Here is a 13,271-nt window from a genome sequence, read left to right on the forward strand (position 1 = left end):
CTCACCTCAGGCGACCAGCGTCTCCTGCAGATAGCGCCAGCGTGGAATGGAGCTGCTGCAATCCAGAATGGCCAGCGAAATGCGGCTCTGGTTATTGCCGTTCATCATCTGCATTTCGCGATACTGTACGACGATCTCTTTTTCATGATGAGAGAGAATGACATGTTCACAGGTGGCAATGCGCATCCCTTCCCGCTGCCCTTGTAACTGCTGGAAAAGATCCTCGACCTCGTTCAGATTGTACTCTTTGCCCTTTGGGGTCACCATGCGAAATTCAGGATGAAAATAGGACATCAGCAGCTGGAAACTGTCGTCAGAACCGGCTGGCTGATTAAAAATACGTTCAATGAGCTGATGTAAAACGACGACACTGTGTTTGGCTTCCTGGGCGAGAACTGTCATTTTTTTTCCTTCTGTAACCCGCTTTGCAACCTCTGAGAGCGGATAGCCTACCTGAAAGCTGACAATTCACATCCTGAAATTGATTAATTTTTTTAAACTCAGATTACTCCCACAAGGCGGTATTGAACCGGTTGTGGTTAGTGCAGAATAAACGTCGGCGATGGTAAAAATCGGGGCAATAAAAAAGGGCGATAAATCGCCCTTTTGTCATTTTATGAGGTCAGCCTCAAAAAATTTATTCGCCCGTTTTGGTCCAGGTATCACGAAGACCGACGGTGCGGTTAAACACCAGTTGCGTCGGTTTCGAGTAAACGCTGTCGGCGCAGAAATAACCTTCACGTTCAAACTGAAACGGTGTTGTCGGTTCCACATCGCGCAGGCTGGGTTCAACAAAGCCGTTTTTGATGGTCAGTGACTCAGGATTAATGACCGCCAGGAAATCCTCTGCAGCAGCCGGATTTGGCACACTGAACAGACGATCATACAGACGGAACTCAGCTGGCTGCGCGTGATCCGCAGAAACCCAGTGAATCACGCCTTTGACTTTGCGGCCATCGGCTGGATCTTTGCTCAGCGTATCAACATCGCTGGTGCAGTAGATGCAGGTAATGTTGCCCGCTTCATCTTTGGCGACCCGCTCAGCACGAATCACGTAGGCGTTACGCAGGCGGACTTCTTTGCCCAGCACCAGACGCTTATATTGTTTGTTCGCCTCTTCACGGAAATCTGCGCGATCGATCCAGATCTCGCGGCTGAACGGCACTTCACGCGTGCCCATCTCCGGTTTACCCGGATGATTTGGCATGGTGACGATTTCGCTATGGCCTGCTGGCAGGTTTTCGATCACCACTTTAAGCGGATCTAAAACCGCCATGGCGCGGGGCGCATTCTCGTTAAGATCATCACGGATACAGGACTCCAGCGAAGCCATCTCCACGATGTTATCCTGCTTGGTCACGCCAATACGACGACAGAACTCACGGATAGAAGCGGCGGTGTAACCACGGCGACGCAGACCTGAAACGGTCAGCATGCGCGGATCGTCCCACCCTTCTACGTGCTTCTCGGTCACCAGCTGAGTGAGTTTACGTTTCGACATCACCGCATACTCCAGATTCAGGCGCGAGAATTCATACTGACGCGGATGAACCGGAATAGTGATGTTGTCCAGCACCCAGTCATAGAGACGGCGGTTGTCCTGGAACTCCAGCGTACAGAGCGAGTGCGTAATGCCTTCCAGCGCATCGGAGATACAGTGGGTAAAGTCATACATCGGGTAGATGCACCACTTATTGCCGGTCTGGTGGTGTTCCGCGAACTTGATGCGGTAAAGCACCGGATCGCGCATCACGATGAAATTAGAGGCCATGTCGATTTTGGCGCGCAGACAGGCGGTGCCTTCGGCAAACTCACCGTTTCGCATCTTCTCAAACAGCGCCAGATTCTCTTCCACGCTGCGATCGCGATAAGGGCTGTTTTTACCCGGCTCTTTCAGGGTGCCGCGATATTCACGAATCTCATCCGGACTCAGTTCATCAACGTAGGCCAGTCCTTTGGAAATCAGCTCGATGGCATAGTTGTAGAGCTGATCGAAATAGTTTGATGAGTAACAGACCTCACCGCTCCACTCAAAACCCAGCCACTGAACGTCACGCTTGATGGATTCAACGAATTCCATATCCTCTTTAACCGGATTGGTATCGTCGAAACGCAGGTTGCATTGCCCCTGATAGTCCTGGGCGATGCCAAAATTCAGACAGATCGATTTCGCATGACCAATATGCAGATAGCCATTGGGCTCCGGCGGAAAACGGGTATGCACGCTGCTGTGCTTACCGCTCGCCAAATCTTCGTCAATGATCTGACGAATAAAGTTAGTTGGGCGGGCTTCAGCCTCACTCATCTCAAAAATCCTCAATACGAATAACGGGTGATTTGTACCACGAAGTAACGGAGTATGATCCACAAAGCGTCTGAGGGAAACAACCGTTTGTTAAGCCTTTAAAACAAAAAAGGCAGGAATCGCTTCCTGCCTGTGGGGTTCTGTTGCGGGGATTAGCCTTTCACTTCATACAGCGGGGTTTCCCCTGCTATTACCTGACCCTGTGCCAGTAAAGTCAGACCGGCGAAATCGTCGCTGTTGCTGACCACGACCGGACTCACCATTGAGCGGGCATTGGCGTTAAGGAATTCAAGGTCCATCTCCAGTACTCGCTGACCGGCGACCACGCTGGCCCCCTCTTCAACCAGACGGGTAAAGCCTTTACCTTCCAGCGCCACGGTATCCAGCCCCATGTGCACCACAATCTCCACGCCATTGTCGGTTTCCAGACAGAAGGCATGATTGGTGTTAAAGATTTTCACCAGCGTACCGGCAATCGGTGCCACTACCCATTTGTCGCTGGGCTTGATCGCCAGACCGTCGCCCACCGCTTTGCTGGCAAAGGCTTCATCCGGCACATCATCCAGCGCCACGACTTCACCGCTGACCGGCGCCAGCAGCGTGGCGATGACCTGCTTCTCACTGTTCAGCACCGCCTGCGGTTTAACATCCGGCTCGGCCGGCGCACTGCTGGTAGCCGCTGCAGCGACCGGACCTTTGGTCAGCACTTTTTTCATGGCCGAGGCGATGCTTTCTGCCTGGGTACCCACGATGATCTGCACGCTCTGTTTGTTAAGACGGATTACGCCGGACGCGCCAAGACGCTTAGCAACCGCCTCATTCACCTGCGCCGAGTCATTCACGTTAAGACGCAAACGGGTGATACAGGCATCGATGCTGGTTAAGTTAGCTGAACCACCAATCGCCCCAATGTAGCGGCGCGCCAGTGACTCTGTGGCACTTTCACCGCTATCCGTTTTATCAACGTTAACGTCATAACCATCAGTTTCATCACCATCAACCGCCAGCTCGCGGCCCGGCGTCATCAGGTTGAATTTTTTGATGGTAAAGCGGAACACCACATAATAGATAACGAAGAAGACCAGACCCTGCGGGATCAGCATGTACCAGTGTGTCGCCAGCGGATTACGGGTCGACAGCACCATATCCACCAGCCCGGCGCTGAAACCAAATCCGGCAATCCAGTGCATGCTGGCAGCGATGAAGACAGAAATACCGGTCAGGACGGCGTGGATCAGATAAAGCACGGGTGCCACGAACATGAAGGAGAACTCCAGCGGTTCGGTAATACCCGTAAAGAAGGCAGCAAACGCCGCGGCCAGCATGATACTACCCACTTTGACGCGGTTCTCAGGACGCGCACAGTGGTAGATAGCCAGCGCAGCACCCGGCAGACCAAACATCATGATCGGGAAGAAGCCCGCCTGATAACGACCGGTGATGCCGACTGTTGCCGAGCCATCAGCCAGTGACTGTGCACCGCCAAGGAATTTAGGAATGTCATTAATGCCCGCAACATCGAACCAGAACACCGAGTTCAGGGCGTGATGCAGACCGACCGGAATCAGCAGGCGGTTAAAGAAGGCGTAGATACCGGCACCGGCAGAGCCGAGCTTCTGGATATGTTCACCAAAGCCCACCAGACCGTTAAAGATAACCGGCCAGATATACATCAGGATAAAGGCGACCAGGATCATCAGGAACGAGACCAGTATCGGCACCAGTCGCCGTCCGCTGAAGAAGGAGAGTGCTTTCGGCAGCTCGACGTGGCTGAAGCGGTTATAGACCTCCGCCGACAGGATACCGACCAGAATACCGACAAACTGGTTATTAATTTTGCCAAACGCCACAGGTACCTGGTCAACCGGCATCTTCTGTATCATCGCCACCGCGGCCGGTGAGCAGAGCGTGGTGACTACCAGAAATCCCACAAAGCCGGTCAGGGCTGCCGCACCATCTTTATCTTTCGACATGCCATACGCGACACCAATCGCAAACAGCACTGACATGTTTTCAATGATGGCAGCACCAGATTTGATCAGTAACGCCGCCAGCGCATTACCTGCGCCCCAGCTGTCTGGATCGATCCAGTAGCCCACGCCCATTAATATCGCTGCTGCTGGCAGGGTTGCTACCGGCACCATCAGTGCGCGCCCCACCTTTTGTAAGTAACCTAACATATCCCCTTCCCCCTATGAGCCTGACTTGTCGCTTTGCGCTGCTTAATGTTGTTATGTCAGCTGCAAAGATCGTTAATACACTTCATATCACGCAGCGAAGTGTAATGATAAATTAATTCGCCTCGCAAATTAAAAGCCTGGTAAATGTGATTTTTATCACTAAAAAACATCGTTTCATACGGCAACATCTGGCTATGACCGTAAACTTATTTTATGATCCGAAATATTGAATTATGCGCCGCCCGTGGCGACAATGAATCATCTGTTCAGATTGGTGACTCACGCAACGGCTTAGCCATCCCCTTTCTATTTTCAATTGAGGTGAAACATGAGACTGATTCCTTTAGCGACACCAACCCAGGTGGGAAAATGGGCCGCCCGACATATTGTTAATCGTATCAATGCGTTTAACCCGACGGCGGATAAACCTTTTGTCCTGGGTCTGCCAACCGGCGGTACGCCACTGGAAGCGTACAAACACCTGATTGATATGCACAAAGCGGGCCAGGTCAGTTTTAAAAACGTCGTGACATTCAATATGGATGAATATGTTGGCCTGCCAAAAGAGCATCCTGAGAGCTATCACAGCTTCATGTATCGAAATTTCTTCGATCACGTTGATATTCAACCGGAAAATATCAACCTGCTGAATGGTAATGCCCCCGATATTGACGCAGAATGTCGTCAGTACGAAGAGAAAATTCGCGCGCTGGGTAAAATTCACCTGTTCATGGGCGGCGTTGGCAACGACGGTCATATCGCCTTTAACGAACCGGCTTCCTCTCTCGCTTCCCGTACCCGCATTAAAACCCTGACCCATGACACCCGCGTGGCGAACTCCCGCTTCTTTAACGGTGACGTTGATCAGGTGCCTAAATATGCGCTGACGGTCGGCGTCGGTACGCTGCTGGATGCAGAGGAAGTGATGATTCTGGTTACCGGCCATGTTAAAGCGCAGGCATTACAGGCGGCGGTTGAAGGCAACGTTAATCATATGTGGACCATCAGCTGCCTGCAGCTGCACGCGAAATCGGTGGTAGTGTGCGATGAGCCGGCCACCATGGAACTGAAAGTGAAAACCGTGAAATATTTCCGCGAAATGGAAGCGGAAAATATGAAAGGCGTGTAACAGAACATTGTCATGCCCTGCTGTTACGCTGAGTGACAGCAGGCCAGGACGGGAGAAGAGAGATGTACGCATTAGTTAACGGTCGAATCTACAGTGGCCATGAGGTTCTGGATAATCACGCGGTGGTAGTTGCCGATGGGCGTATAGCGCGCGTCTGTCCGCGTGAAGCACTCCCGGCGGATATTGAGCAGCGGGATATGGCAGGGGCAAATATTGCGCCAGGCTTTATCGATCTCCAGCTCAATGGCTGCGGTGGCGTGCAGTTCAATGACAGCCTTGAGGCGCTCAGCATTGAAACGCTGGAAACGATGCAGCGCGCCAATGAAAAGTCTGGCTGCACCAGCTTTTTACCGACGCTTATCACCAGCAGCGACGCCCTGATGAAACGGGCGATTGAAACCATGCGCGCTTACCTGCAGAAACATCAGAATCAGGCGCTGGGTCTGCATCTGGAAGGGCCCTGGCTGAGCAAAGCGAAAAAAGGCACCCACGATCCGGCGCTGATTCGCCTGCCGGATGCGGCAATGGTGCAGTACCTGTGCGACAACGCGGACGTCATCACCAAAGTCACGCTTGCCCCTGAAAATGCGGGTAGCGATGTGATTCGTCAATTGACTGATGCCGGGATTATTGTCTCAGCCGGTCACTCGAATGCGACCTATGAAGAAGCTAAAGCGGGCTTTTCTGCTGGTGTGAGTTTCGCGACGCACCTCTACAACGCCATGCCCACTTTTGCGGGACGTGAACCCGGGCTTATCGGTGCGCTGTTTGATTCGCCTGATGTATACTGCGGCATTATTGCGGACGGTTTACATGTACATTACGCTAACGTGCGCAATGCAAAACGCATCAAAGGCGACAAACTGGTGCTGGTCACGGATGCCACTGCACCGGCTGGCGCGGACATAAGCGAGTTTATTTTTGCAGGCAAAACAATCTATTATCGCGATGGGCTCTGTGTCGACGAAAACGGCACATTAAGTGGTTCTGCCCTGACGATGATTGAAGCGGTACAAAACAGCGTTGAGCATGCAGGGATCGCACTGGACGAAGCGTTGCGCATGGCAACACTCTACCCGGCACGGGCGATGGGCGTGGAAAGGCAGTCAGGCTCGATCGAAGCAGGAAAAATCGCGAACCTGACTGTGTTTACGCGCGACTTTAAAATCATAAAGACGTTTGTCAACGGAGACGACGTCCTGAGCGAGTAAGCACTGAATGACCACTGGCGGCCAGTCACAAATAGGAAATGTCGATCTTGTTAAGCAACTCAATAGCGCAGCGGTTTACCGGCTGATTGATCAACAGGGGCCGATATCGCGCATTCAGATTGCCGAACTTAGCCAGCTCGCGCCCGCCAGCGTCACCAAAATTACCCGTCAGTTGATTGAGCGCGGCCTGATCAAAGAGGTAGACCAGCAGGCGTCTACCGGTGGTCGCCGCGCCATCTCCATTATCACTGAAACCCGCCATTTCCATACCATCGGCGTCCGCCTCGGACGCAACGACGCCACCCTGACTCTGTTTGACCTCAGCGGTAAATCGCTGGCGCAGGAAGATTATGCGCTGCCGGAACGCACCCAGGAGACGCTGGAACATGCGCTGTTTAACGCCATCAGCAGCTTCATTGAGCAGCACCATCGTAAAATTCGCGAGCTGATCGCGATTTCAGTGATCCTGCCAGGGCTGGTCGATCCGATTAACGGCGTGATCCGCTATATGCCACACATCTCTGTCAGCCGCTGGCCGCTGGTCGCCAGTCTGAAAAAACGTTTTAACGTTACCAGTTTTGTGGGTCATGATATTCGCAGCCTGGCGCTGGCTGAGCACTATTTCGGTGCAAGCCGCGACTGTGCTGACTCAATTCTGGTGCGTTTACACCGTGGCACGGGCGCCGGCATTATTGCCAACGGCCATATTTTTCTCGGCAGCAACGGCAACGTTGGCGAGATCGGCCATATTCAGGTCGATCCGCTTGGCGAGCGCTGTCACTGCGGCAACTTTGGCTGCCTTGAAACCATTGCCGCCAACGGCGCCATTGAAAATCGGGTACGCCATCTGCTGAATCAGGGCTATCCCAGCGTACTGACGCTGGAGGCGTGCCAGATATCCCACATCTGCAAAGCGGCCAATCAGGGTGATGCACTGGCCTGCGAAGTGGTTGAGCACGTTGGCCGTTATCTTGGCAAAGCTATTGCGATTGCGATCAACCTGTTTAATCCGCAAAAAGTGGTGCTGGCGGGTGAGATCACTGAAGCAGAAAAAGTGCTGCTGCCCGCGATTGAGGGCTGCATTAATACTCAGGCATTAGAGGCCTTCCGTAAAAATCTGCCGGTCGTGCGTTCCACCCTGGATCATCGTTCCGCTATTGGCGCCTTTGCGCTCGCTAAACGTGCCATGCTTAACGGCATTCTGCTGCAACATCTTCTGGAAGACTAAGAGCCTATCCCAGTAGGCGTAATTGGTGCAGGCAGTCTGGACACGGACAGCGCGGAACAACCGGAGCGTACACGTAGTACGTGAGGATTGTGAGCACTGCCCAGGTTCAGAATGACAAATTAAATAGCCTAATGGGATAGGCTCTAAGCTAACCCGCTGCTGTGGCGGGCCACATCGGATCTGACTATGACCATTAAAAGCGTAATTTGTGATATCGATGGCGTGCTGATGCACGACAACACGGCCGTTCCCGGCGCACAGGAGTTTTTACAGCGCATTCTGGCCAAAGAGATGCCGCTGGTGGTGCTGACGAACTATCCCTCGCAAACCGAGCAGGATCTGGCCAACCGTTTTGCCTCGGCCGGTGTCGAGGTTCCCGATTCCGTTTTCTATACCTCCGCAATGGCAACCGCCGACTTCCTGCGCCGTCAGGAGGGCAAAAAGGCGTATGTAATTGGTGAGGGCGCACTGATTCATGAACTCTACAAAGCGGGCTTTACCATTACCGATGTGAATCCCGATTTTGTCATTGTCGGAGAGACGCGCTCGTTTAACTGGGACATGATGCATAAAGCGGCCTTCTTTGTGGCTAATGGCGCTCGTTTTATTGCCACCAACCCGGATACCCATGCGCGCGGTTTTATTCCTGCCTGTGGCGCACTCTGTGCGGGTATTGAGAAGATATCAGGCCGTCGCCCGTTTGTGGTCGGCAAGCCCAGCCCCTACATCATGCGCGCCGCGCTGAACAAAATGCAGGCCCACTCGGAAGAGACCGTGATTGTCGGTGACAATCTGCGAACCGATATTCTGGCCGGTTTTCAGGCGGGTCTGGAGACGGTGCTGGTGCTCTCCGGCGTCTCGACGCTGAGTGATATCGATGCCATGCCGTTCCGTCCGGACTGGATCTACCCTTCTGTGGCCGATATCGACCTGTTCTGATTCATTTCTCTTATGACGCATCCGGCTAATCTGTGATGCGTCACCTCTTTTTGCGCTATATATCCCACTTTTACTGCCTGATTTCTGCTCACAAAAGCTATTTTATTGCTGATCCATCAACGAAACGGCATTAAAATTATCGTTTATTCAATTTTATTGCCATGCAAGCAATCTTTTTATCAGTAAATCACGATTCCTCTTGCATTGAATGCACCAAATAGCGCATTTTCTTATGTATCACGCAGCATCAGGCTGCCGGACAAACGCAAAAGATAACATCGCCGTAAGGTGAGCTCAGGAGTCAGTTATGTGTTCAATTTTTGGTGTGCTGGATCTGAAAACCGATCCTGTTGAGCTGCGCAAAAAAGCGCTGGAATGTTCACGCTTAATGCGTCATCGCGGCCCGGACTGGTCAGGCGTCTATGCCGATGACCATGCTATTCTGGCGCATGAACGTCTCTCAATTGTTGACGTTAACAATGGCGCACAGCCGCTGTACAACGCCGATCACACCCACGTACTGGCAGTTAACGGCGAAATTTATAACCATCAGGCACTGCGCGCTGAACTCAGCGATCGCTACGCGTTTCAGACCGGTTCTGACTGTGAAGTGATTCTGGCGCTCTATCAGGAGAAAGGTGTCGATTTCCTCGATGAGCTGGAAGGCATGTTCGCCTTTATCCTCTATGACACCGTTAAAAAAACGTACCTGATTGGTCGCGACCACATCGGCATCATCCCGCTCTATATGGGTAACGATGAGCATGGCAACCTGTTTGTTGCTTCAGAAATGAAAGCGCTGGTGCCAGCCTGCCGTTCAATCAAAGAGTTCCCGCCGGGAAGCTACCTCTCCAGCACCGATGGCGAGATCCGCCGTTACTGGCAGCGCGACTGGATGGAATATAAAAACGTTGAGCACAACACCACCGACGCCGCTGGCCTGAAACATGCGCTGGAAGAGTCCGTGAAAAGCCACCTGATGTCAGATGTGCCTTACGGCGTGCTGCTGTCAGGCGGTCTGGACTCTTCCATCATTTCAGCCGTGACAAAGCGTTACGCGGCGAAGCGGGTTGAAGATCAGGATAAAAGTGATGCGTGGTGGCCACAGCTGCACTCCTTCGCGGTAGGGCTGGAAGGTTCACCCGACTTAAAAGCGGCGAAATCGGTGGCGGAGCATCTGGGCACCGTACACCATGAAATTCATTTCACCGTGCAGGAAGGTCTGGATGCCATTCGCGATGTGATTTATCACATTGAAACCTATGACGTCACCACCATTCGTGCCTCTACGCCAATGTACTTAATGTCACGTAAAATTAAAGCGATGGGCATTAAGATGGTGCTGTCGGGCGAAGGCGCAGATGAAGTCTTCGGCGGCTATCTCTATTTCCATAAAGCGCCAAACGCCAAAGAGTTCCACGAAGAAAACGTACGTAAACTGCAGGCGCTGCATATGTTCGACTGCGCCCGTGCCAACAAAGCGATGTCCGCCTGGGGCGTTGAAGCCCGCGTACCGTTCCTGGATAAAAAATTCCTGGATGTGGCGATGCGAATCAACCCGGCCGATAAAATGTGTGGCAGCAACGGTAAAATGGAGAAGCACATTCTGCGTGAATGTTTCTCCTCTTACCTGCCGGAGAGCGTGGCGTGGCGTCAGAAAGAGCAGTTCTCGGATGGCGTAGGTTACAGCTGGATCGACTCACTGAAAGAAGTGGCTGCGAAGCAAATCAGCGATCAGCAGCTGGCTACCGCTCACTTCCGCTTCCCGTTCAACACGCCGGGTTCGAAAGAAGCCTATCTCTATCGTGAGATCTTTGAAGAGCTGTTCCCGTTGGCGAGCGCGGCAGAGTGTGTGCCTGGCGGTCCATCGGTCGCCTGTTCTTCTGCCAAAGCGATTGAATGGGATGAAGCGTTTAAAAACATGGACGATCCCTCTGGTCGTGCCGTGGGTGTGCATCAGTCAGCCTATAAATAAGCCGGCAGAAAGCAACCAGAATGGGCCCGTTGTGGCCCATTTTTTTTACGATTAGCGTTGTATTCACTGAAAAATTGCCGAATAAACATCCAGGCTGGTTATAAGCCAGTCAAACAGCGATTATCTGGCAAAAAACGGTAAAAAAATTGTTGACGCTGTCTGGTCAACTCCGCATAATGCGCCCCGCAACGCCGATGAAGGTAACGCGAAAAAAAGATGGCTACGTAGCTCAGCTGGTTAGAGCACAGCACTCATAATGCTGGGGTCACAGGTTCGATTCCCGTCGTAGCCACCATCTTTTTTTGCGGGAGTGGCGAAATTGGTAGACGCACCAGATTTAGGTTCTGGCGCCGCAAGGTGTGCGAGTTCAAGTCTCGCCTCCCGCACCATTTCATTATTCGGCAGCGTGGATGGGATATCGCCAAGCGGTAAGGCACCGGTTTTTGATACCGGCATTCCCTGGTTCGAATCCAGGTATCCCAGCCAATTTCGATGATTCTCGAGGCTGAGAACGGACGAATGGGATATCGCCAAGCGGTAAGGCACCGGTTTTTGATACCGGCATTCCCTGGTTCGAATCCAGGTATCCCAGCCATCATTGAAATGCAGTACAATTTGGCTACGTAGCTCAGCTGGTTAGAGCACAGCACTCATAATGCTGGGGTCACAGGTTCGATTCCCGTCGTAGCCACCATATAATTGGGGTGTCGCCAAGCGGTAAGGCACTGGTTTCTGATACCAGCATTCCGGGGTTCGAATCCCTGCACCCCAGCCATACAAAAGACAATTTGAAAAACACCATTATTGGGGTGTCGCCAAGCGGTAAGGCACTGGTTTCTGATACCAGCATTCCGGGGTTCGAATCCCTGCACCCCAGCCAAATTGCACAACCTGGCCCGCTTTAGCGGGCTTTGTTGTTTTTGTCGTTCCCCTTCCTGATTGCAGGCCCGCCGTGCGGCGAGCCGACATGCGCAATCTGCTATAATCCCAGCGCGTAGCGCAATAACTGCCGCTTCAGTACCCCGGAATGTTCGGCGGCAATCAATCCGAGATTACGTGCAAACCGCAGCGGTGCCAGCTGATTGCTGAAGGCAAAATAGAACAGATCCATACCGCCCTGCATCAGCATATTGTCTTTACGACGTTGCCGGTGATAGCGCTGCAATACGCGCTCGGATGCCCAATCCTCCGCCGCACCGCGTGCGCTGACCAGCACATTAATCAATGCATCAATATCGCGATAGCCCAGATTCACGCCCTGCCCGGCCAGCGGATTAATGGTATGCGCGGCATCACCGACCAGCGCCAGTCCTGGCAGGACATACCGTGAAGCGTGACGCCGTACCAGCGGGAAGCCGCCCGCCACGTGGGCTTTAAAACGTCCCAGACGGGCCGGGAAGTGGCTGGCTATCTCTTTTTCCAGCTGGGCCATCGGCATCGCCTGTAGCTGGCGGACTCTTGCGGGCGCGTCATACCAGACCAGCGAGGCCCGGTTGCCATACAGCGGTAAAAAGGCGCGCGGTCCCTGAGGCGTAAAGTGCTGCCAGGTCGCATCGCCTGCCGGATGTTCGCAGGTCACGCTGATCAGTAAACAGGATTGCGCATAGCTCCAGCCATGAATACCAATCCCGGCCATCTGTCGCACCTGAGAGTTCGCGCCATCAGCCCCAACCACCAGGCGGGCGTGTAAGGCAACGCCGTCGTTGAGGTCGATGCGCCAGCCGCCATTTTCTGGCTGCAGGTTCTCCAGTGTGGCCGGGCAATAGCAGGTCACGCCCAGCGACTGCATCTCCTCCCATAACGCCCGCTGAAGCACGCTGTTCTCGACCATAAAGCCCAGCTCGGGCAGCCCCAGCGAGGCCGCATCAAAACTCACCTGCGCCGTCTGCCACTCCCAGGTTTCCAGCCTGCGATAGGGGGCGCTGCGCATCGCCTCTACCCGTGGCCAGACGTTAAGCTGCTTCAGCAACCCAACCGAGGATGAGCCAATCGCCGAAATTCGCAGATCGGGATCGCTGTCGGCATCAAAAGGCGCGGGTTCGGCACGCTCAATGACCGCAACGCGAAAATGTTGCTGCGTCAGTCCACAGGCCAGCGCCGCACCGACCATGCCACCGCCAACAATCACTACATCAAACTGATTATCCTGCATTGCTTATGTCCCTCTCTTATTCCCGCCAGCCTGCGCAACACGGGTCTGAATAAAGCAAAGTGTACCGGAAAACCGGATTGCTGGCAGAAAAGCCCTGAGGCTGGTCACAACAGCATCAAAGCATTACAATACGCGCCCCGCACTTCACTGCA

At 53.3% G+C, this 13,271-nt stretch carries 9 protein-coding genes and 7 tRNA genes; 12 read left to right on the plus strand and 4 right to left on the minus strand.

The features are described from left to right. Positions 1-6: 6 nt before the first annotated feature. From PAG01S_RS06950 to nagE, 3 genes are all read right to left on the minus strand, one after another. Positions 7-402, minus strand: coding sequence for a hypothetical protein (locus tag PAG01S_RS06950; RefSeq protein ID WP_010260686.1), 396 nt, complete (start codon positions 400-402; stop codon positions 7-9). A gap of 235 nt (positions 403-637) precedes the next feature. Further along, positions 638-2,305 carry a glutamine--tRNA ligase gene (gene glnS, locus PAG01S_RS06955; protein ID WP_010671287.1) on the minus strand — a complete coding sequence of 556 codons (1,668 nt, stop codon included), beginning with the start codon at positions 2,303-2,305 and terminating at the stop codon, positions 638-640. A 152-nt stretch (positions 2,306-2,457) separates the two neighbouring features. Then, a complete protein-coding gene (nagE, locus tag PAG01S_RS06960) occupies positions 2,458-4,485 on the minus strand; it encodes an N-acetylglucosamine-specific PTS transporter subunit IIBC (protein ID WP_031293061.1) in 2,028 nt (675 codons plus the stop codon). Positions 4,486-4,813: 328 nt separating this feature from the next. On the opposite strand from nagE, the gene nagB reads away from it, so the two are divergent. The 12 genes from nagB to PAG01S_RS07020 all read left to right on the plus strand — a co-directional run bounded on the left by nagB (position 4,814) and on the right by PAG01S_RS07020 (position 11,847). Beyond that, positions 4,814-5,614, plus strand: coding sequence for a glucosamine-6-phosphate deaminase (nagB, locus tag PAG01S_RS06965; RefSeq protein WP_010260676.1), 801 nt, complete (start codon positions 4,814-4,816; stop codon positions 5,612-5,614). A gap of 62 nt (positions 5,615-5,676) precedes the next feature. Then, positions 5,677-6,825, plus strand: a complete 1,149-nt coding sequence (nagA, locus tag PAG01S_RS06970) for an N-acetylglucosamine-6-phosphate deacetylase (protein WP_010671285.1) — start codon at positions 5,677-5,679, stop codon at positions 6,823-6,825. Positions 6,826-6,832: 7 nt separating this feature from the next. Next, positions 6,833-8,053 (plus strand): DNA-binding transcriptional regulator NagC, encoded by a 1,221-nt coding sequence (nagC, locus tag PAG01S_RS06975; protein ID WP_062758165.1) that lies wholly within the window; start codon positions 6,833-6,835, stop codon positions 8,051-8,053. A gap of 186 nt (positions 8,054-8,239) precedes the next feature. Then, entirely contained in the window at positions 8,240-8,992 is a 753-nt protein-coding gene (locus PAG01S_RS06980) for an HAD-IIA family hydrolase (protein WP_010260664.1), read from the plus strand. 307 nt (positions 8,993-9,299) lie between these two features. Continuing rightward, entirely contained in the window at positions 9,300-10,967 is a 1,668-nt protein-coding gene (gene asnB, locus PAG01S_RS06985) for an asparagine synthase B (RefSeq protein ID WP_010671283.1), read from the plus strand. 218 nt (positions 10,968-11,185) lie between these two features. Next, positions 11,186-11,262: transfer RNA gene (locus PAG01S_RS06990), tRNA-Met, on the plus strand. 9 nt (positions 11,263-11,271) lie between these two features. Then, positions 11,272-11,356 (plus strand) — tRNA-Leu (locus PAG01S_RS06995). A 22-nt stretch (positions 11,357-11,378) separates the two neighbouring features. Further along, a tRNA-Gln gene (locus tag PAG01S_RS07000) sits at positions 11,379-11,453 on the plus strand. Positions 11,454-11,487: 34 nt separating this feature from the next. Further along, positions 11,488-11,562: transfer RNA gene (locus tag PAG01S_RS07005), tRNA-Gln, on the plus strand. Positions 11,563-11,584: 22 nt separating this feature from the next. After that, a tRNA-Met gene (locus PAG01S_RS07010) sits at positions 11,585-11,661 on the plus strand. A 6-nt stretch (positions 11,662-11,667) separates the two neighbouring features. Further along, positions 11,668-11,742 (plus strand) — tRNA-Gln (locus PAG01S_RS07015). Positions 11,743-11,772: 30 nt separating this feature from the next. Continuing rightward, positions 11,773-11,847: transfer RNA gene (locus tag PAG01S_RS07020), tRNA-Gln, on the plus strand. Between the two features lie 99 nt (positions 11,848-11,946). On the opposite strand, the gene ubiF is transcribed toward PAG01S_RS07020, so the two are convergent. After that, a complete protein-coding gene (ubiF, locus tag PAG01S_RS07025) occupies positions 11,947-13,119 on the minus strand; it encodes a 3-demethoxyubiquinol 3-hydroxylase (RefSeq protein ID WP_062758167.1) in 1,173 nt (390 codons plus the stop codon). Between the last annotated feature and the right edge of the window lie 152 nt (positions 13,120-13,271).

The sequence above is a fragment of the Pantoea agglomerans NBRC 102470 genome, assembly GCF_001598475.1.
Lineage (GTDB): Bacteria > Pseudomonadota > Gammaproteobacteria > Enterobacterales > Enterobacteriaceae > Pantoea > Pantoea agglomerans.

Excerpts from the sequence above, each read along its gene's own strand:
- nagE (WP_031293061.1), bottom strand. The coding sequence starts at position 4,485 with ATGTTAGGTTACTTACAAAAGGTGGGGCGCGCACTGATGGTGCCGGTA.
- PAG01S_RS06950 (WP_010260686.1), bottom strand. The coding sequence starts at position 402 with ATGACAGTTCTCGCCCAGGAAGCCAAACACAGTGTCGTCGTTTTACAT.
- nagA (WP_010671285.1), top strand. The coding sequence starts at position 5,677 with ATGTACGCATTAGTTAACGGTCGAATCTACAGTGGCCATGAGGTTCTG.
- ubiF (WP_062758167.1), bottom strand. The coding sequence starts at position 13,119 with ATGCAGGATAATCAGTTTGATGTAGTGATTGTTGGCGGTGGCATGGTC.
- PAG01S_RS06980 (WP_010260664.1), top strand. The coding sequence starts at position 8,240 with ATGACCATTAAAAGCGTAATTTGTGATATCGATGGCGTGCTGATGCAC.
- nagC (WP_062758165.1), top strand. The coding sequence starts at position 6,833 with ATGACCACTGGCGGCCAGTCACAAATAGGAAATGTCGATCTTGTTAAG.
- nagB (WP_010260676.1), top strand. The coding sequence starts at position 4,814 with ATGAGACTGATTCCTTTAGCGACACCAACCCAGGTGGGAAAATGGGCC.
- asnB (WP_010671283.1), top strand. The coding sequence starts at position 9,300 with ATGTGTTCAATTTTTGGTGTGCTGGATCTGAAAACCGATCCTGTTGAG.
- glnS (WP_010671287.1), bottom strand. The coding sequence starts at position 2,305 with ATGAGTGAGGCTGAAGCCCGCCCAACTAACTTTATTCGTCAGATCATT.